The sequence below is a fragment of the Bacillus sp. DB-2 genome, assembly GCF_003315125.1.
Classification (GTDB): domain Bacteria; phylum Bacillota; class Bacilli; order Bacillales; family Bacillaceae_G; genus Bacillus_A; species Bacillus_A mycoides.
Genome location: NZ_QNRN01000008.1, coordinates 1 through 20,132, shown reverse-complemented (window position 1 = coordinate 20,132; position 20,132 = coordinate 1). Strand labels below are relative to the sequence as shown.

Annotated in this window: 22 protein-coding genes; 2 read left to right on the top strand and 20 right to left on the bottom strand. The window is 36.8% G+C overall.

Going from position 1 to position 20,132, the window contains the following annotated elements:
- Positions 1-87: 87 nt before the first annotated feature.
- A complete protein-coding gene (locus DET63_RS14860; protein ID WP_002015105.1) occupies positions 88-633 on the bottom strand; it encodes a GNAT family N-acetyltransferase in 546 nt (181 codons plus the stop codon).
- Between the two features lie 188 nt (positions 634-821).
- On the opposite strand from DET63_RS14860, the gene prli42 reads away from it, so the two are divergent.
- Positions 822-914 (top strand): stressosome-associated protein Prli42, encoded by a 93-nt coding sequence (prli42, locus tag DET63_RS30270; RefSeq protein ID WP_000549036.1) that lies wholly within the window; start codon positions 822-824, stop codon positions 912-914.
- A 90-nt stretch (positions 915-1,004) separates the two neighbouring features.
- On the opposite strand, the gene DET63_RS14855 is transcribed toward prli42, so the two are convergent.
- The 19 genes from DET63_RS14855 to DET63_RS14760 form a co-directional block, all read right to left on the bottom strand.
- Positions 1,005-1,244 carry a DUF3894 domain-containing protein gene (locus DET63_RS14855; protein ID WP_002088543.1) on the bottom strand — a complete coding sequence of 80 codons (240 nt, stop codon included), beginning with the start codon at positions 1,242-1,244 and terminating at the stop codon, positions 1,005-1,007.
- 64 nt (positions 1,245-1,308) lie between these two features.
- Positions 1,309-1,869 carry a L,D-transpeptidase gene (locus tag DET63_RS14850; RefSeq protein WP_002015103.1) on the bottom strand — a complete coding sequence of 187 codons (561 nt, stop codon included), beginning with the start codon at positions 1,867-1,869 and terminating at the stop codon, positions 1,309-1,311.
- Positions 1,870-1,885: 16 nt separating this feature from the next.
- Positions 1,886-2,854 carry an aromatic acid exporter family protein gene (locus DET63_RS14845; RefSeq protein WP_113937101.1) on the bottom strand — a complete coding sequence of 323 codons (969 nt, stop codon included), beginning with the start codon at positions 2,852-2,854 and terminating at the stop codon, positions 1,886-1,888.
- A 100-nt stretch (positions 2,855-2,954) separates the two neighbouring features.
- Positions 2,955-3,677, bottom strand: coding sequence for an amino acid ABC transporter ATP-binding protein (locus DET63_RS14840; RefSeq protein WP_002165089.1), 723 nt, complete (start codon positions 3,675-3,677; stop codon positions 2,955-2,957).
- Positions 3,670-4,329 (bottom strand): amino acid ABC transporter permease, encoded by a 660-nt coding sequence (locus DET63_RS14835; protein WP_002015099.1) that lies wholly within the window; start codon positions 4,327-4,329, stop codon positions 3,670-3,672. Before DET63_RS14835 ends, DET63_RS14840 begins: the two co-directional genes overlap by 8 nt.
- Before the next feature lie 36 nt (positions 4,330-4,365).
- Positions 4,366-5,145: a transporter substrate-binding domain-containing protein gene (locus DET63_RS14830; RefSeq protein WP_002015098.1), complete on the bottom strand. Its 780-nt coding sequence runs from the start codon at positions 5,143-5,145 to the stop codon at positions 4,366-4,368.
- A 250-nt stretch (positions 5,146-5,395) separates the two neighbouring features.
- Complete coding sequence (locus DET63_RS14825; RefSeq protein WP_002015097.1) at positions 5,396-5,809, bottom strand: BrxA/BrxB family bacilliredoxin; 414 nt, start codon at positions 5,807-5,809, stop codon at positions 5,396-5,398.
- A gap of 143 nt (positions 5,810-5,952) precedes the next feature.
- A complete protein-coding gene (locus DET63_RS14820; protein ID WP_113937100.1) occupies positions 5,953-6,360 on the bottom strand; it encodes a YjdF family protein in 408 nt (135 codons plus the stop codon).
- A gap of 121 nt (positions 6,361-6,481) precedes the next feature.
- Entirely contained in the window at positions 6,482-6,946 is a 465-nt protein-coding gene (locus tag DET63_RS14815; protein WP_113937099.1) for an NUDIX hydrolase, read from the bottom strand.
- A gap of 69 nt (positions 6,947-7,015) precedes the next feature.
- Positions 7,016-7,720 (bottom strand): DUF421 domain-containing protein, encoded by a 705-nt coding sequence (locus tag DET63_RS14810; RefSeq protein ID WP_113937098.1) that lies wholly within the window; start codon positions 7,718-7,720, stop codon positions 7,016-7,018.
- A 106-nt stretch (positions 7,721-7,826) separates the two neighbouring features.
- Positions 7,827-9,005, bottom strand: coding sequence for an FtsW/RodA/SpoVE family cell cycle protein (locus DET63_RS14805; RefSeq protein ID WP_113937097.1), 1,179 nt, complete (start codon positions 9,003-9,005; stop codon positions 7,827-7,829).
- 340 nt (positions 9,006-9,345) lie between these two features.
- A complete protein-coding gene (locus DET63_RS14800) occupies positions 9,346-10,665 on the bottom strand; it encodes a dihydrolipoamide acetyltransferase family protein (protein WP_113937096.1) in 1,320 nt (439 codons plus the stop codon).
- A gap of 15 nt (positions 10,666-10,680) precedes the next feature.
- Positions 10,681-11,664 carry a 3-methyl-2-oxobutanoate dehydrogenase subunit beta gene (gene bfmBAB, locus DET63_RS14795; protein WP_000290070.1) on the bottom strand — a complete coding sequence of 328 codons (984 nt, stop codon included), beginning with the start codon at positions 11,662-11,664 and terminating at the stop codon, positions 10,681-10,683.
- Between the two features lie 13 nt (positions 11,665-11,677).
- Positions 11,678-12,679: a 3-methyl-2-oxobutanoate dehydrogenase subunit alpha gene (bfmBAA, locus tag DET63_RS14790; RefSeq protein WP_002033961.1), complete on the bottom strand. Its 1,002-nt coding sequence runs from the start codon at positions 12,677-12,679 to the stop codon at positions 11,678-11,680.
- A gap of 27 nt (positions 12,680-12,706) precedes the next feature.
- Complete coding sequence (gene lpdA / locus DET63_RS14785; RefSeq protein WP_002033960.1) at positions 12,707-14,128, bottom strand: dihydrolipoyl dehydrogenase; 1,422 nt, start codon at positions 14,126-14,128, stop codon at positions 12,707-12,709.
- A gap of 4 nt (positions 14,129-14,132) precedes the next feature.
- Positions 14,133-15,236 (bottom strand): butyrate kinase, encoded by a 1,104-nt coding sequence (buk, locus tag DET63_RS14780; protein WP_002088555.1) that lies wholly within the window; start codon positions 15,234-15,236, stop codon positions 14,133-14,135.
- A gap of 87 nt (positions 15,237-15,323) precedes the next feature.
- Positions 15,324-16,424, bottom strand: a complete 1,101-nt coding sequence (locus DET63_RS14775; RefSeq protein ID WP_002015088.1) for a leucine dehydrogenase — start codon at positions 16,422-16,424, stop codon at positions 15,324-15,326.
- A 35-nt stretch (positions 16,425-16,459) separates the two neighbouring features.
- On the bottom strand, positions 16,460-17,359 hold the full coding sequence (yqiS, locus tag DET63_RS14770) for a phosphate butyryltransferase (RefSeq protein ID WP_002033959.1): 900 nt from the start codon (positions 17,357-17,359) through the stop codon (positions 16,460-16,462).
- Positions 17,360-17,554: 195 nt separating this feature from the next.
- Positions 17,555-19,627 (bottom strand): sigma-54 interaction domain-containing protein, encoded by a 2,073-nt coding sequence (locus tag DET63_RS14760; RefSeq protein WP_113937095.1) that lies wholly within the window; start codon positions 19,625-19,627, stop codon positions 17,555-17,557.
- 137 nt (positions 19,628-19,764) lie between these two features.
- Here DET63_RS14760 and DET63_RS14755 point away from each other — a divergent pair, with 137 nt between their 5' ends.
- Positions 19,765-19,998, top strand: coding sequence for a DUF2627 domain-containing protein (locus tag DET63_RS14755; RefSeq protein ID WP_002111735.1), 234 nt, complete (start codon positions 19,765-19,767; stop codon positions 19,996-19,998).
- Positions 19,999-20,132: the final 134 nt, after the last annotated feature.

Genomic DNA, 20,132 nt, shown 5'->3' with positions numbered 1-20,132 from the left:
ATTAATTATAACAGAATTTCGCAAAAGTTTCGAAATACAAGACAAAAAACAGATGGTTAACACATCTAGATACCCATCTGCCTTCTATTACTCGTTTAACAATACCCAGCGCATATGATCTTCCCAGATGCCATTTACCATTAGCATTTTTCGAGATACACCTTCATATTGAAATCCTATCTTCGTCACTACTTGTATAGATGCTAAATTTCGTGGCATAATTGGTGCTTCTATACGATGTAAATGAAATTCTTCAAAGGTAACTTGAATTGCTTTTCTAAGCGCTTCTGTTGTGTAACCTTTATTCAATTCTTCCTTATCTAATTTATAACCGAGTACACAAGATTGATAAATTCCGCGAACAATTAGATTAAATGAAATACATCCAATAATTTTTGTATCATCACCCTTTTTAAAAATCCAAAGCCTGATAATCTTGCCTTCCGCGAACTCTTTTCTATCCTTTTGTAACTTTTTCTTTTGATAATCTAACGTGAAAAAACCCTCCGGTCTATACTCTTCCCACGCTTTTAAAAATTCACGATTTTTGTCGTAATATTGAAGAACTTTTTCCGCATACGACTCATCAATTTCTCTTAAATGTAAACGATCTGTCTCGTATATTTTCATCATTGTATCTCCATTCTTCAGCTTGCATAACAAAAAATTAATAATCTATCTTTTAACATATTCTCTACGTATGCTCAAATTCCCTGTAATATTTTGCACCCCCTTCCCGAATTTTGTCCTTTCTCTCCCCTTGTCCACAATTTCATTTCTCGTTACAATGAAATTGTACTGATTTGCAAGGAGGTTTAACGATGCATAAAAAAGCTCAAAAAATTATGGTTTATATAATGTTAATTTCTATGCTTGTAACAACATTACTTACTGGCGCAAGTATGTTTTGGTAAAAAGGACGATTCACTCGTCCTTTTTTTACTGCTTACACATACAAAATAGACCATCTCGAAATCGAGATAGTCTATCTTGTAATGAACATTTTATTTTATATATATTACAATTGCTACAATGCTAAAGGAAAAGGCCATTACAAGTGCTATTACAAAACTTGTATATTGTTTCTGCTGAAATGCCCCAATAACAAAAGTAAGATTGAGTAATGCCATAAATACAATCGCTACAACGTAAGAACATATATTAAAAGTTGCCAATATGAATGTAATAACAAATAGAAAACCAACACAAAACTGCATGTAAGAAATTTTTGGATTTAAATACATATGAGCAACCCCTTTACTCAATTATCTTTATATATTCTCATTAACGCATGGTTATGTACACATGTCAAGACAACTTATAATAAAAGAAAAAGCCAACCGTTTCGTTGACTTTTCCAAATACTATGGCCCCTTTTTCCTTCGCCAATTGCTGAAATGTTTTTTTCGATTTCACAATCGATACTTTTGTTCCAATTGGAATACGATCAAACAAATATTCCACATCATGTTTCTTCATTCTTATACATCCTTGCGAAATATATTTTCCAATTGAACTAGGCTGGTTTGTCCCGTGTATCCCATACTTACTTCCATCCGTTCCTCTTGCATTAAATCCCATCCACCTCGATCCAAGTGGATTTTTTGGAGAGCCCCCAGGAATATCCTTCGCAATATAATAGGGATCCTTCGCCTTCAATACAATGTCAAAGGTTCCTTCTGGGGTTAATTCATTTGTTTTTCCTGTCGCTACTGGAAAAACCTTTTGGATCTTCCCATCATCGATGTAAGCTAGTTTATTCGTTGCTTTATTTACAATTATAAAAGGATCTCCAGCACGTGGGTTATCACCAAGAGGCCAGATCGGTGATAGAGAAAGACATAATAATAAAGAAAGAAGATACGGCATATATAGTTCCTACCTTCTAAATAAGTTCTTTTATATTATCCTTTCCCCTAAAACGACTTTTAATGAGTAAATATTGCTCCATCTCATAAACAAGTTGAACAAGTTTTGCACGTATTTCAAATTCTTCTCGCGAGACTGGTAAAGGCATTTCTCTAAATACTTCTCGCATTTCTTGAAGTTGTCTTAACGAAATGACCCCTGTACTTTCAGGTCGAATAGAATTCCCTATATTTTCAATTACGTCTGCAATCATATCAGCTTGTTCATACGTCCAAGATAGTGATGCAGCTAATGGTATCATGCGCTCCAAAATTTCAAATTGTTGCATACGCATATCAAAATACCGATAATAATAGTCATCTTCACGCATAAATTCATTCTCAAGTTTTTTAAATGATAAATCTTTCGCTTCTTTCAGCATCATTTCTGTTTCAATTAATTCGGCCCCACTCCAATTACTATCTCGATTCCGTAAATAAACGACCATTTCAAACAAAATCGTTCTGAAATGCTCTTCTATTTTTCCTTGATACTCTTTCAGTTTATTCTCACTGCTTGGCATGTACATGTTTACTAATAAAGCAACACTAATTCCAATCGTTAATATAGCAATTTCATTACCAACTATAGACCATGTAATTTGCTTTAATGAATACAGATGCATAACGATAACCGAGCTCGTGACAATCCCTTCTTGAATTTTGCACATAACTGCAGTTGGAATAAAGGTAAGCAGTAATACGCTAATCGCTAGTGGTGTATAACCAATCGTTTCAAAAATACAAAACGCAAATACCATTGATAATACACAAGCTAAAAAACGGTGCAACGATACTTGAACTGATTTTCGTTTCGTATTTTGCACGCATAAAATGACTAAAATACCAGCTGAACTATAAAATTCTAATCCTAATAGCTGAGCAATAAAAACTGCAGCACCCGTTCCAAGCGCTGTTTTCACTGTTCTATATCCAATTTTAAGCATATCATTACTCCTATATGTATAAACGTATTTAAAAATAGTATAAAAAAAGGATGACGCAATGTCATCCTTTTCTACCTATTATTCACGTACCCTTCACATATTACAATATCTTTTGCAAAAATTCTTTTGCACGGTCACTTTTTGGTGCTGTAAAAAACTCTTCCGGATTACTATCTTCTACGAGCTTTCCACCATCTAAAAAGAGAACACGATCTGCTACTTCTTTTGCAAATCCCATTTCATGTGTAACGATTGCCATCGTCATTCCTGTCGTAACTAATGATTTCATAACTTCTAACACTTCTTTCACCATTTCTGGATCTAGCGCAGAGGTCGGTTCATCAAATAACATAACTTCCGGTTCCATCGCTAACGCTCTTGCAATTGCTACACGTTGCTTTTGTCCTCCTGAAAGACGATTTGGATATGAATCTTTCTTATCAAGCAGTCCTACTTTATCCAAAAGTTCCTGAGCCTTTTTCTCAGCCACTTGCTTCGTTACTCCTTTTACATTGATAGGAGCATACGTAATATTTTCTAATACAGTCATATGAGGGAATAAGTGAAAATGTTGAAATACCATTCCGACATTTTCACGAACATGCATAATATTTGTTTTCGGATTCGTTACTTCTTCCGTTCCAATCCAAATTTGACCATTTGTCGGTGCTTCTAGTACATTCATACAGCGTAAAAACGTTGACTTTCCAGATCCAGACGGTCCGATAATTGCAACAACTTCTCCTTTTTCAATCGTTGTTGTAATTCCTTTTAATACTTCATTTTTTCCAAATGACTTATGAAGGTTTTCAACTTTAATCACTTTTCTTCATTCTCCCTTCAATGGCTTTCCCGACTAATGTAAGAATAATGACTAACATATAATAAATAAGTCCAACAAACAGTAATGGTTCAAGATATTTAAACGTTTCACCGCCTACAATATAAGCACGGCGCATTAAATCTGTGGCTCCAATTACAGTTACTACAGCCGATTCTTTCGTAAGAGTCGCAAATTCATTTACAAGTGCTGGTAATATATTTTTTAAAGCTTGAGGAAAAATAATATTTTTCATCATTTTCCCGTAAGGAATCCCTAAAGCCATAGCTGCTTCTGTTTGTCCTTTATCAACCGCTTGAATGCCGGCACGAATTACTTCTGACATATATGCACCTGAATTTAAACTAAATGCAAGTACAGCTGCTAAAAAGGCTGGTATCTCATATCCAATCATTTGCGGAACACCGAAATAAATAATCATTAATTGTAATACTAGTGGTGTACCACGAAATATTGAAGTATATATATCTGCTGCAATATTTAATGCTCGTATTCTAGCAATTTTGCAAAGTGCTAATAACGTCCCTAAAATAAATCCTGCTAAAGCTGATGCAGCTACAATTTTTAATGTAACTTCTAAGCCCTTTAATATATATGGTATTGAAGGCGTAATTGCCGAAAAATCCAAATTCATCCTTTTCATTCCCCTCACAGAAAAGTGAAAGGCAGCTTATTTTCCGCTGCCAAACCATTTCTTAACTAATTTATCCATCTCTCCATTTTCTTGCATTTTCTTAATTACTTTATTAAATTCTTCTGTTTTATCACTATTTTTTGAAAGAGCAATTGCTGCCCCTACTTCTTCTGGAGCTTCTTGAATTTCAATTCCTTGTAGTTCTTTCATTTTTTCTAAATAATTTTTTGCAACCGTGTCTTCTATAATTGCAGCATCAAAACGACCAGCTTTAATTTCTTGTACGATTTCTGGTATACGGTCACGTCCCTCAGCTTTGAAATCGACTTGTTTCTGAAATTCTTTTGCCTTTTCTTCTTGAATTGACCCTGTTTGTACCCCTACTTTTTTCCCTTTTAAATCTTCTAACGATTTAATATTAGAACCCTTTTTTGAAACGATCATATTTTTAGCAACAAAATATATATCTGTGAAATCAGCATTATTTTTACGCTCTGCAGTTGGCGTCATACCTGCCATAACGAAATCAACTTTTCCTGAATTAAGAGATGCTAATAATCCGCCGAAATCCATGTCTTTCACTTTCACTTCGTATCCAAGTTCTTTTCCGATATATTTGGCAATATCAACATCAAAGCCGATAATTTCATCACTTTTTGAAGCTTCCACGTATTCATACGGTTTATAGTCTGCTGAAGTCCCCATAACGAGTACTTTTTTATTTTTGCCATTCGCCTTTTCTTCCCCATTACTACAAGCACTGAACATACTTACAATTAAAATAAGTGCAAATGATATTGATAATAACTTCTTCATCTTTCTTCCCCCTAATAATGTATATTTAAAAGTTTAATAGAATATTTATTCGATGTTTGTATTGTATCAGCACTTTCATTTTTATGCAATATTTAAAATAAAAATAAATAAAAGAACAGCATTAAAGCTGTCGCCAATGCATAAAAACATGCATAAAACAACAACTTCCTGCATGTTTAATTATTTTAAAAACTAAATAAAAAAGGCGGTACACCCACTTGATTGTGGACGTACCGCCTTTTTTTCTTCCTTATAGTTCTTCGCAATTATCTTCGAAATAAGATTGTAGTTTTGCAATTACTTGCATTGGTTCATGACCTTCAATTTCATGACGTTCTACCATCGTTACAATTTTTCCATCTTTCAATAACGCAAATGATGGAGATGAAGGTGGATATCCTTCAAAATATTCACGAGCTCTTGCTGTTGCTTCTTTATCTTGACCCGCAAATACTGTTACAAGGTGGTTAGGGCGTTTATCATAATGTACGGAATGTGCAGCAGCAGGACGAGCAATGCCACCTGCACAACCACATACAGAGTTTACCATTACAAGTGTTGTACCATTTCTTTTAAATGCTTCTTCGACTGCTTCTGGTGTCGTCAATTCTGTATATCCCGCAGAGACAATCTCTTCACGCGCTTGACGGACAACATCATTCATAAAAAAGTTAAAGTTAATCAATCTTTTCCCTCCTCTAATTCTACCTATTTGTATCTTACCAGTTAATGTTTATGAAATACAAGTAAGTTTACTTGTATTTAGGCATAGAAAAGGTGTTAGAGCCCTTGCTCTAACACCTTTTTTTAATGGCCACGATGCTTTTGCTTTGCTTTTTGTACTTTAATTAAACGTCTTCTTTGTTTTTCAGCTTCTCGCTTCTCTTTAGACTGCACTTTCTTTTCTTGTTTATACAATTCATAAGATAAACTAATCGCTTCTTGTGCCTTAGTAAAACGTTTTACATTTACTTCTTTTGCCGCTTGTCGTATGATACGTTTTATATTTTTGGGACGCTGTTTTTCTTTCACTTCCACACCGCATTTTGCAACGTGCTGGAAATATGCTAACATTGGACCATTCACAAATATAAGTACTTCTTCATCTGAAGGTTCCATTCCAAAAATATACCTTGCTCCATACAATTTCCCTTTTTCTTTATGCATAATAATTCCTATGAAAAATTGACCATCGTGATATACTGTCAAATCCATTGACAGCCCCTCCTTTAAAAAAATTAGAAATACTGGACATCCCGGAGGGGAAGGTTACTGACATGAAATCATGCGTCTGGACTACCGACCAGAACTGTGTTTTTGTATCTCTTTCATTATATTATATCTTATTTCCCATAGCCTTTATATACTCCGTAATCATTTTTTTATGCGATCCTACAATATAATCAGGTAGCTCTGTTACCGGGAAGAATTTAAGCTGAACCGCTTCTTCTTTATTCATAACAAAATTCCCTTCGTATTCATCGGTATAATAGGCTGTCGTTACGGATTGAAACTCATCACCGTTTGTTAATTTTGAAAAATAGTTCGCTCCAGAAAATACATTGATTAATCGGAGGTTCTTTACTTCTATTCCTGTCTCTTCATATACTTCACGGTAAGCTGTTTCTTCTGGTGATTCACCAAGCTCCATTAGCCCGCCAGGCAACCCCCATTTTCCGTACGGCTCTGTTCTTTGCTGTAATAATACATATCCACTTTCATTTATAACGAGTACAACAGCACCAACTAAAATTAAAGGGCGATGACCAACTACTTTTCGTAATTCCTCTACATATCCCATCGTATCCCTCCTTTTTCGTTGTCCACACTATTGTATCATATGTATGAAACGACAAAATGCGTATATTTTTCATTTTTTTAACAAAACATTTATTTTATGCGCTTCATCTACTGTAGCTAACATAATGGATTCGATTTCTGCACTCTTCTCTAAACACTCTTTCGCCCACTCTTCTGTTTTTCCTACTAAAGCTAGAACATCTTGCTGAATCCTCCCATCCTTTACTAATACAAAAGAAACTGGAGATCTTCTTCCCGCCACTTTCAGATCAAGCCGCGAAACTGCTTCATATTCTGGATACTGAAATATAGAAACAACACCATTCGCTTCCCACAATGCTAATTTAATCGTTTGAATATCGCTCACATTTCGCATACGAATTTCCGAAAATAAATATTCCACCGTAATTCTCGCTTTTTTCAAATTGCTAAAATCAATGGAACCATTGTGTATAAGAATAATAGGTGCTGGCTCTAAAAATCGTCTCCATCTATCCCATTTCAACATTAAGACTGAGCTTATAATGTGAAGTACAACGAGTATGAACGTTGTAATCATCGAGCCGAGTAACCCCACTTTTTCATCAGATAATGCGTTAGAAATATTCCCACCAAGCAATAATACTAATACGACATCTAAAAAACGAAGTTGTGCGATGGACCTTTGTCCCATCGCTTTCGCAACTAATATTAAAAATATGTATGCTATGATAGCTCGAATAACCCATTCACCATTAGATAGATGCCGTGCTCCTTCAAAAATATGCATATGCATCACTTTGCACTCCTTACCCGTCTCAAACTGCTATTCTGTCTTAGTTTGCAACGTTTAAGGGCATATATGTAAAAAAGCTAGTTCGTTTTTACACGAACTAGCTTTTTTACTTAACTGAAAACATATATTTTTTATACGTTTTCCGTACCGATAATATGAGCCCCATCATAATCATATTCGAAAATAAGGAACTTCCCCCATATGATAAGAAAGGTAATGCGATACCTTTTACAGGCATTAATCCAACGATCATACCGATGTTTTGGAATATTTGAACCGTTAGTATTCCTATTGATCCAGCACATAATAATGTACCAAATAAATTATCAGCAGAATAACCGATAATAATTGTTCGATATAGTAGTAATAGGAACAAGAACACAACTAACGCCGCTACTATAAATCCACCTTCTTCGGCAATTGTAGCGAAAATAAAGTCAGTGTGTTTCTCTGGAATATAGACGTTCCCTTCACCGAATCCTTTCCCTTCCATACCTCCACTACCTACAGCTAAAATCGATTGCTGTGTTTGATAGCCTTCATTTGCATTCTCAAATGGATTTAGCCAACCTATAATACGTGATTGTTGGTGAGGTTTTAACAAAGTAACTAATTTATTAAAGAAGAAATCTGGATATTTTACAAATATAAATATTAATGTAGACAATATGGTCACCGGAATGACTGTACATAACGCAATTAATTTCTTTTGAATTCCTGACATAAATAAAATACACGCGATAGCTGCTGCATATAAGAACACCATACCTGTATCCGGTTGGCTATATACAACGGCCATAGGCGGGAGGGATACTAGCATAATTTTACCTACTAATTTTAAATCCGTTTGGAATGTCCTTGCCATATACTGTGCATTATGCTTCACTGCTATACTTGCTACTACAAGAAGCAATGCGATTTTGAAAAACTCGGATGGCTGAATTTGTCCAAGTACTGGAAAAACGAACCACCTTTTTGCCCCTAACTTTTCAGGTGTGAAACCTGATGCTGGTAATACTTTCAAAAGAATAAGTGAAGCAAACCCAGCAATATAAAGCGGCCAAGACAATTTTTGCAACTGATCTAAGTCGATGCTAGCAACAAGAAGTAACAATACAACCCCAATTATGTAGTTAACTCCCTGCTTCATAGCAAAGTTTGCATCTCCATACTGTCCGGTTTGCTGACTGCTATATATAGCAGTTATACTTATAACACAAAATGCACACAAAATTAAAATTAATTTTACATCTAAACTTTTTAGAAACTCGGTACTTCTTTTCATGACATCCTCCTGAAACATTGTTACAGCAAAATAAAAAACCAGGAGTCAACATTCTTCATGTTTTGACGACTGATTACACATTATCTATAAAACACTTATATAGAATAACTCTCTTTTTCATACAATACAATATATTATACTACAGTTTCATCAGTAAGATTTGCCAAAAAAATTATTCTTTTCTTATTTTATATCTATATACCATATATCAGCAATGTATTTTCGTAAATTTCTAATACATAATCGTTCATTGTAAGATTACTGGGAAAAGTTTTGTACATATAGTAGGATGCAGATGAAGAAATAAGATGATAAAAAGCTCGCATAAGCGAGCTTTTTATTAATATACAGATGTATTATTTTCTGACGTATTTTCTAAAATTTCTTTTACACGTCCTAAGAACTTACCACAAATTAGGCCATCTAGTACACGGTGGTCAAGTGATAAACATAAGTTAACCATGTCGCGAGCACCGAACATACCATTATCCATAATTACTGGGCGTTTTACAATTGATTCAACTTGTAAAATAGCCGCTTGTGGGTAATTAATAATACCCATAGATTGAACAGAACCGAATGATCCTGTGTTATTAATTGTAAATGTTCCGCCTTGCATTTCGTCCGCTTTTAACGATTTCGTACGTACTTTTCCTGCAAGCTCTGTAATTTCACGAGCGATGCCTTTAATCGTTTTTTCGTCCGCGTGCTTAATTACTGGTACAAATAGTTCTTCCTCTGTTGCAACAGCGATAGAAAGGTTAATGTCCTTCTTCTGAACTATTTTATCGCCAGCCCACATTGAGTTAATTTGAGGATATTCTTTTAACGCCTGTGCTACTGCTTTTACGAAGAAAGCAAAGAACGTTAAGTTAAAGCCTTCACGCTTTTTGAAATCGCCTTTAATTGAGTTACGGTATGATACAAGGTTTGTCACATCTACTTCAATCATCATCCAAGCATGAGGTGCCTCATGTTTACTGCGTAACATATTTGCTGCAATTGCTTTACGCACACCTGTTACCGGAATCTCGATATCTCCAGGCATTGTCGGCACAGAAACTGGTTTTGCAGCTTCTACTTTTTGCGCTACCGGTGCTACTGCCGCTGATTTTGGTGCTTCTGGACGCTCTGCTACTGCAACAACTTCCTCTTTCTTGGCACCTGCTTGCGGAATATTTCCAGATTCCACTAGCTTTAAAATATCTTTACGAGTAATACGGCCATTTGCTCCCGTACCTTCTACTAAATCTAAATCAACATTATGCTCACCCGCAAGTTTTAAAACAGCTGGTGAAAAACGTGGTTTTCCATCAGTTGGTTGTTTTGCTTTCGGTGCTTTTTCAGGCGTAGTTATATCTGCCTTTGGTTCTTCTTTCGTTTTTTCCTCTACAGTTGTTGCTGCTACTTCATCTGCGCCTTCTACTTGAATGACACAAACAACTTCACCTACGGCTAACGTTTCACCTTCGCCAGCTATTAACTCTTTCACAATACCAGTGAAAGAAGATGGTACTTCGGCATTTACTTTGTCCGTCATTACTTCTGCAAGCGGATCATACTTATTTACGTGATCGCCAACATTAACGAGCCACTTACTAATTGTGCCCTCTGTAACGCTCTCCCCGAGCTGAGGCATTGTAATATTTTCTACAGCCATGTATAGTCCCCCCGATTAAAATTCCGCAAGTTCACGCATTGCTTTTTCAACTTTATCTGGATTTACCATAAAGAATTTTTCCATTGTTGGTGCATATGGCATTGCTGGAACGTCTGGGCCTGCAAGACGTGCAATTGGTGCATCTAAATCAAACAGGCAATTTTCAGCGATAATAGCTGCCACTTCACTTATAATACTTCCTTCTTTATTGTCTTCTGTTACAAGAAGAACTTTACCTGTTTTAGAAGCCGCTTCAATAATAGCTTCTTTATCTAACGGATATACCGTTCTTAAATCAAGAATGTGTGCAGAGATTCCATCTTGTGCTAACTTCTCAGCTGCTTGAAGAGCAAAGTGAACACATAATCCGTAAGTGATAACAGTAATATCATCACCTTCGCGTTTTACATCTGCTTTTCCGATTGGTAATACATAGTCATCTTCTGGCACTTCACCTTTAATTAAGCGATATGCACGCTTATGCTCAAAGAATAATACTGGATCTTCATCACGAATTGCAGCTTTTAATAAGCCTTTTGCATCATATGGTGTAGAAGGGATAACAATTTTTAAACCTGGTTGGTTTGCAAACATCGCTTCTACAGATTGTGAATGATACAATGCACCGTGAACACCCCCGCCGAATGGCGCACGAATTGTAACTGGACAAGTCCAATCGTTGTTAGAACGATAACGAATTTTTGCTGCCTCAGAAACAATTTGGTTTACTGCTGGCATGATGAAATCAGCAAACTGCATTTCAGCGATTGGACGCATACCATACATTGCCGCACCAATTGCTACCCCAGCAATTGCAGATTCTGCAAGCGGTGCATCAAGCGCACGATCTTCACCAAATTGATCATACAAACCGTGTGTCGCTTTAAACACGCCACCTTTTTTACCAACATCTTCTCCTAAAACGAATACTTTCTCATCGCGTTCCATTTCTTCGCGCATTGCTAATGTAATAGCATCAATATAAGACATTACAGCCATGAAACGTTCCCCCCTATTCTGCGTATACGTGCTTCAATGCATCTTCAGGTGCTGCATACGGAGCATTTTCTGCATATTCTGTTGCTTCATTTACGATATGCATGATTTCGTCTAGCATTTGTTTTTCAAATTCCTCAGTTAACACACCAACTTCTTTTAAATAAGCTGCAAATGTTATAATTGAATCTTTTTTCTTCGCTTCTTCTACCTCTTCTTTATCACGATAAACACGATCATCGTCGTCACTAGAATGTGCTGTTAAACGATATGATACTGCTTCAATTAAAGTCGGACCTTCACCACGACGACCTCGGTCTGCTGCTTCTTTTACAGCTTTATATACTGCAAGCGGATCGTTTCCGTCTATTGTATATCCAGGCATGCCGTAACCAATTGCACGATCTGATACGTTTTTACATGCTAATTGTTTTTCAACTGGAATAGAGATTGCATATTTGTTATTTTCACACATGAAAATAACAGGTAGTTTGTGTACACCAGCAAAGTTTGCTCCTTCATGGAAGTCACCTTGGTTTGAAGAGCCTTCTCCGAATGTAACGAACGTTACTAAATCTTTCTTCTCCATTTTTCCAGCTAGTGCAATACCAACTGCATGTGGTACTTGCGTTGTTACTGGTGATGATCCTGTAACAATACGATTTTTCTTTTGACCGAAGTGACCAGGCATTTGACGACCACCAGAGTTTGGATCTCCAGCTTTTGCGAAAGCAGACAACATAAGCTCTTTAGCTGTCATACCAAACGCTAGTACAACACCCATATCACGGTAGTATGGTAATGCATAATCTTTCTCTCTATCAAGAGCGAACGCCGCTCCAACTTGTGCAGCCTCTTGTCCTTGACAAGAAATTACGAATGGAATTTTACCTGCACGGTTTAATAACCACATACGTTCGTCAATTTTACGTGCAAGTAACATCGTACGGAACATTTCTAATACTTGCTCATCGCTTAAGCCAAGCTCTTCATGGCGCTTTTCTTTTACTTCTGCCATTTTTCATAACCTCCTAAATCCACATTTTTATGCGTGTAACGCTCTTCCATCTACAGCAAGTGCAGCTTCACCAATCGCCTCAGATAATGATGGATGCGGATGAATTGTATGTGCCACTTCCCAAGGTGTTGCATCAAGTACTCTTGCAAGACCAGCTTCAGAAATCATATCTGTTACATGTGGTCCGATCATATGAACACCGAGAATGTCATTTGTTTCTTCATCAACTACAAGTTTTACAAAACCGTCTGATTCTCCGTATACAAGTGCCTTTCCGATTGCACGGAATGAGAACTTACCTACTTTTAACTTATAGCCTTTTTCTTTTGCTTCTTGTTCTGTTAAGCCGACAGAAGCAACTTCTGGACTACTATATACGCATTTTGATACCATAGAATAATCAATTGGTGTAACTTCTTTACCAGCGATATGTTCTACTGCAACAATTCCTTCATGAGAAGCAACGTGAGCAAGTTGCAAGCCACCGATTACATCTCCAATTGCGTAAATATGAGATTCCTTCGTTTGATAAAACTCATTTGTTTGAATGTATCCTTTTTCCACAACAATATCTGTGTTCTCTAAGCCCATATTTTGCGTATTCGCTTGTCTTCCTACAGATACAAGCATTTTTTCTGCTTTAAATGCTTTGTTCTCACCGTTATGTTCAGCTTGAATTGTTACTCCATTATCTTTTACCAATGTTTCTGGTAATACTTTTGCACCAGTTACCACTTTAATACCTTTTTTCTTGAATAGACGTTGCATTTCTTTTGAAACGTCATTATCTTCTAGTGGTAATATGTTTTTCGCATATTCTAATACAGTAACTTCTACACCGAAGTCAGCAAGCATAGATGCCCACTCAATACCAATTACACCGCCACCAACGATAATGATTGAGCTAGGAAGCGTTTCCATTTTTAGGGCATGATCCGAAGACATTACATACTCTCCGTCTAACTCTAATCCTGGTAATGAATTTGGGCGAGAACCTGTTGCAACAAGTACATTTTTTGGAATTAACATTTCATTCTCTTCTCCACTTGCAAGTTCAACTGAAATTGTACCTGGCATTGGAGAGAAAATAGATGGGCCAAGAATACGGCCAATACCTTCAAACACATCAATTTTACCTTGTTTCATTAAATGCTGAACGCCTTTATGAAGCTGCGTTACAATCTTCTCTTTACGCTCTTGTACTTTAGCAAAGTTTAGTTCTACATTACTTGCAATAACTCCGAACTCTTCTCCTTTTTTAGCAGTTGCGTATACTTCCGCACTACGTAAAAGAGCTTTACTAGGAATACATCCTTTGTGTAAACAAGTACCACCAAGATTTTCTTTTTCAACAAGTGCAGTTTTTAACCCTAGTTGTGATGCACGAATAGCAGCAACATATCCACCAGTACCGCCGCCAACGATGACTAAATCATATTCTCTTGCCATTATCTCAACCCCTAGCTACTGTTTGTTTTTCTCGTACAATATATTCTTTTGGAGCTTCTTCTTCACGTAATACACGAAGTGCTCCTTCTGCTAACGCTTGTAATTCATCTTCTCCTGGATGTACGATAACATCTGCAATCCAGTGAACACGTTCTTTTATTTCATCGACAAGAATTTTACTGTACGCAAGTCCACCAGTTAATACGATTGCATCGATTTTCCCGTGAAGTACAGCACTAGCTCCGCCAATCTCTTTTGCAACTTGATACGCCATTGCTTTATAAATAAGTGTTGCTTCAGGATCACCTTTTTCAACCATTTGTTCTACTTTAATTGCATCGTTTGTACCGATAAGACTTACAAGTCCACCTTGTCCGACAAGTTTTTTAACCATTTCGTCTCGGTAATACTCACCAGAAAAACACATTTCAACTAATTGTCCTACTGGTACTGTACCAGCACGCTCTGGACTAAATGGTCCTTCTCCGTTTAAGCCATTATTCACATCGATAACTTTTCCTTTTTTATGAGCACCAACTGTAATACCGCCGCCCATATGTGTAACTAATAAATTTAAATCCTCATATTTGTGATTTAATTCATCTGCTACTTTACGAGCAACCGCTTTTTGGTTTAATGCATGGAAAATACTTTTACGTTCCATACCAGCAATACCGCTAATACGAGCAATTGGCTCCATTTCATCTACAACGACAGGATCCACAATGAATGCAGGAATGTTTAATCCAGAAGCAATTTCATATGCTAAAATGCCTCCAAGGTTTGAAGCGTGATGACCGCTAAACCCATTTTTCAAATCTTCTAACATCGCATCGTTTACTGTATACGTACCGCCTTCGATTGGACGAAGTAATCCACCACGCCCACAAACAGCGTTTAATTTTGAAATGTTAATACCATGAGAATGTAGAACTTCTAAAATCGTTTCTTTACGAAACTCATATTGGTCGATAATTCGCTTATATTTTCCAATCTGTTCTACGTCATGACGAATAGTTTCTTCTAGAACGGGTCTTTCATTATCAAAAACACCAATCTTTGTGGATGTACTACCTGGGTTAATAACAAGAATTCGATTTACAGACAATGTTGCTACCTCCACTAATAAATTTAAAAGGAAGTGGAAACCTCATAAGAGGTAACCACACCTTTTGTAAAAGTTATATATGAATGATTAGCGACGGCTAATAATGTCGTGACCGTTGCGTAAGTATGTGCTACGAGAGTTTTTCAAGCTTGCAATGCGCTCTTCAGCTAGACGATCTGCTGCTACATAAGTTGCTATGCCATCGCGTTTTGAAATTTCGATTACTTTTGCAATTGTGTCATAAATAGACTCAACACGTTTTAATGCACGTTCTCTATTGTATCCATATAATTCGTCTGCTACGTTAATTACGCCACCTGCATTAATAACATAGTCTGGTGCGTATACAATACCCATTTCATGAATAAGGTCGCCGTGACGATCTTCTTTTAATTGGTTATTTGCAGAACCTGCGATTACTTTTGCTTTAAGTTGTGGAATAGTTTCATCATTAACTGTTGCGCCTAATGCACATGGTGCGTAAATATCACATTCAACACCGTAAATTTCATTTGGCTCAACTGCTGTTGCACCGAATTCTTCTACTGCACGTTGTACAGCTTCTTTATTAATATCTGTAACGATTAATTTTGCTCCTTCAGCGTGTAAATGTTTGCATAGGTGATACGCTACGTTACCAACACCTTGAATAGAAATTACTCTTCCTTCTAGGTTATCTGTACCAAATGCTTCTTTTGCAGCTGCTTTCATACCACGGTAAACACCGTATGCAGTTACTGGAGATGGGTTACCAGAAGAACCGAATGATGGTGAAATCCCTGTTACAAAATCAGTTTCCTCATGGATAATATCCATATCATCTACTGTTGTACCAACATCTTCAGCTGTAATGTAACGTCCGTTTAGTCCTTGAATGTAGCGTCCTAATGCACGGAACATCGCTTCGCTTTTATCTTTACGTGGATCACCGATAATTACTGTTTTTGCACCACCTAAGTTTAAACCAGCTGCTGCATTTTTGTATGTCATCCCTTTTGCAAGACGCAATGCATCTTCAATCGCCGCTTCTTCAGAATCATATGTCCACATTCTTGTTCCACCAAGAGCTGGTCCAAGTGTTGTATCATGGATTGCAATGATTGCTTTTAAACCAGATTCTTTATCTTGACAAAATACCACTTGCTCATAATCATATTTTTCTAAGTATTCGAAGATTTCTAATGTCATTGTCGTTTCCCCCTAATTGTTTTACCCTATTTGGTTTATTTTGAAGCAGTCGCAACTGCCAATGCTAATGAATATACTTTTGTTTCTGCTGAATCAGCACGTGATGTTAAAACAATCGGTGCTTTAGCGCCAGCAATCATCGCTCCTACCTTTGCATTTGCAAAATAGACGAGTGATTTATATAGCACATTTCCAGCTTCAATCGTTGGGACGAGTAAAATGTCTGCCTTACCTGCTACATCACTTACTATGCCTTTATGTTCTGCTGCAATTTGTGATACTGCATTATCTAAAGCAAGTGGTCCATCAACGACACAATTTTTAATTTGTCCGCGGCGATTCATTTGAGTTAACATCGCTGCATCAATTGTCGCTTGCATCGCAGGATTAACAACCTCTACCGCTGCAATTGGCGCTACCTTCGGCAAATCAATTCCTATTGCCTGGGCAACTTCTACAGTATTTTGTATAATAGCAGCTTTTTGTGTTACATCAGGTGCAATGTTCATCGCTGCGTCTGTAACAAAAATAAGACGATCGTAATTTGGAACTTCAAACGCTGCAACATGTGAAAGCACGCTGCCCTTACGAAGTCCCCACTCTTTATTTAATACAGCTTTCAAAATATTTGCTGTTGGGATGTTCCCCTTCATTAGCACATCTGCTTCGCCATTGCTTACAGATTTAACAGAAAGTTCTGCAGCCTCAGCACTTGACGCTGCTGCAATCACTTCAATATGTTCTGAAGTTTGTAACCCATGCTCTTGTAGCATCCCTATTATTTTCTCTTGATTTCCATATAGACGAAATTGAGCTAGCTGTAACTTGATTGCTTTCGCTACAGCTTCAATTACTTCATGATCTTCAGCTACTGCTACAGCCACAGTTTTTTTAGGCTGTCCTGCTGCTTGATCAATTAAGTGTTCTAACTTCATATTTTGTAATCAACCCTTTCCGTCGTCCCTCGTCTATTCATTAAGCAAATACCGTGCCAACTTTTAAAAGTGGTCTTACCAATAATGAAAACGCATTCAAAATGCAGTAAAATCAATACTTTGGAAAACAACGAAATATTCTGTCTCGTTTTGTCGCTTTTTGTATACCATGCAATAAATTGCACGGTACGCAATTTATTGCATGCTATTTTTTGCACAGTCATACTTTTCTAGCTTGTAATATAAGTTTCGAACTGAAATTCCTAACGCTTTTGCAGTCTTCGTTTTGTTCCCATCAAATTTCTCTAAATATTCACGGATAATATTCCCCTCAAATTCTGTCACTAGGTGTTCAAGGGCCTTCTCTTCTAATTCAGGTAATAAATTATTTTGTTTCGTCTCTACTTGTTCTTCTTTATGTAAAGGCGGTAAATGATGTACATCAATATATATCTCGTTATAATTCATAAAGATAATAGCTCGTCCTAAAATATTTTCAAGTTCCCTAACATTCCCTGGCCATTCATATGATTGTAAATACGAAACGGCTGAATCGGTGAGTCCTTCTACATTACGACCATAGTCTTGATTAATTTTTTGAATTAACCTTTCTGCAATCGCTGGTATATCTCCTTTACGCTGACGAAGGGAAGGAATTTGAATCGGGATTTTATTTAAACGATAATATAAGTCCTCTCTGAAATTCCCTTCTAAAATAGCTTTTTCTAAATTCACATGCGTCGCAGCGATCACTCGAACATTAATAGGTATCGCTTTCGTTCCCCCTACTTTCACAATTTCCTTTTCTTGTAGCACACGAAGGAGCTTCGCTTGCGTATTTGCAGATAACTCTCCGATTTCATCTAAAAAAACACTTCCATTATTCGCTTCTTCAAAGAATCCTCGTTTCCCGCCTCTTTTCGCTCCAGAAAACGCACCTTCCTCATAACCGAATAATTCACTTTCTAATAAGGTCTCAGAAATAGCAGCACAGTTTACTCGTACAAACTTATTGTATTTTCGATTACTACTGTTATGAATAGCGTGTGCAAATAACTCTTTCCCCGTACCAGATTCCCCTCTAAGCAATACTGTTGCCGGTGTATTCGCTCCAAGTTTTGCTTGTTCAATAGCTGCCGTCGTTTCATCTGAATCACCAACAATATCATCAAATGAATATTTTGCTTCTAACGTTCGAATAATTTGTCTTGCCCTATTCAATTCATTTGTTAACTTTTGAATTTCTGATACATCGCGAATTACCCCGACGCTCCCTTTCAATATTCCATCGACAATAACCGGTGCTACGTTTACAATTACATCTCGCTTTTTTTGCCCAATCTTCATATGTATTCCTCGTACCGCTCGGCGCGTCCGAAGTACTTTCATATGCATACTTTCACCTTCCACAATATCAGTTGTAGCCGGCTTCCCAATAATTTCTTCTTCAGTCAAACCCGTTAACTTCGTATAAGCAGGGTTTATAACTAGTCCTCTTCCTTTCTCATCAACAACCGAAATTGCTTCCTCAGATGAGTTAATAATCGCCTCAAGTAGCGTTTGAATTTCTTTTAAGTCTGTAACTTCTTCCGCTAAATCTACAACTTCTGTAATGTCTTTAAAAATCGCAAATGCCCCTTGAACCTCTCCACCTTCTTTTAATATCGGAATACGCGTTGTAATAATCTTTTTTTCATTCTCTAACGTCAGTTCATGATTCACTTCTATTTTTTTCGTGCGTATAATACGAAGCAACTTACTCGTTGGAATAACTTCTAAAATATATTTCCCTATTGCTTCCTCTTTTTTATATCCAGTAATACGCTCTGCGCTTTTATTAAACAGACGAACTTGTCCCTCTTGGTCTATAACAATCATACCGTCATGCGTTGAATTTAAAATTAAATTCCCTTGTTGCGTCTGTTCTTCTAGCTTTCCAATTAAACTTTCCTTCTCATGCGCTAGTCTCGTAACAATTTTTGCAATATCCCCTGGTATAAGAAGAGTATCTTTATGCTTACTTCCCAATAACACTTTATGTAAATCATAATCACCTGTCATATCAAACATTACATCAATATGCATAGAAAGAAACGGAGTTACACTATCACCAATCGGAACTCCATGTTCCTTTGCGATTTGTAATCCTTTCGCAATTGGATTAATATCAATAACCCCTATAATTTGAAATATATTCGAATTTTGCAACAGACTCAGCAGTGTACTCCCACCTTCACCTGCTCCAACAATTAACACATTTTGTTTCATACATTACACTTCCTCTCGAAGTATCTCTGCAAAATTTTTCACATTCTTATCTTACTCGTTCAGCAACCTCTTGACAAACCCCCATTCCATATAACATCATTAAAATACACAAAATAATCTGAAAAGGAGCGTTATGTATGCAGCGTTACCTCGCTCTATCATTAGCACTCATCCCAATTTCATTAGCCGTGCTTGGTATTAAACTAATGAGAGATACTGTATTTGGGATTTTATTCTCCCCAATCCCTATATTATGGTTACAATTTTTAATCGGCGCTCTTTGCTTTGCACTCGGGTTTTATATTTTCGGCGGCTTCGTCTTACACAGAGATCGTAAGAGAAATAAAGTGCAAGCTCGCTTCAGAAGATAGAACAAAGTTTTCACATACCGATAAAAAAATGAGACCATTATATTGATATTATCCCCTTTAGGTAGACAGTGTAAAAAGACCATGTACATACATGGATGTTACACTATTACTTGGAGGGGATTTTTCATGACTAA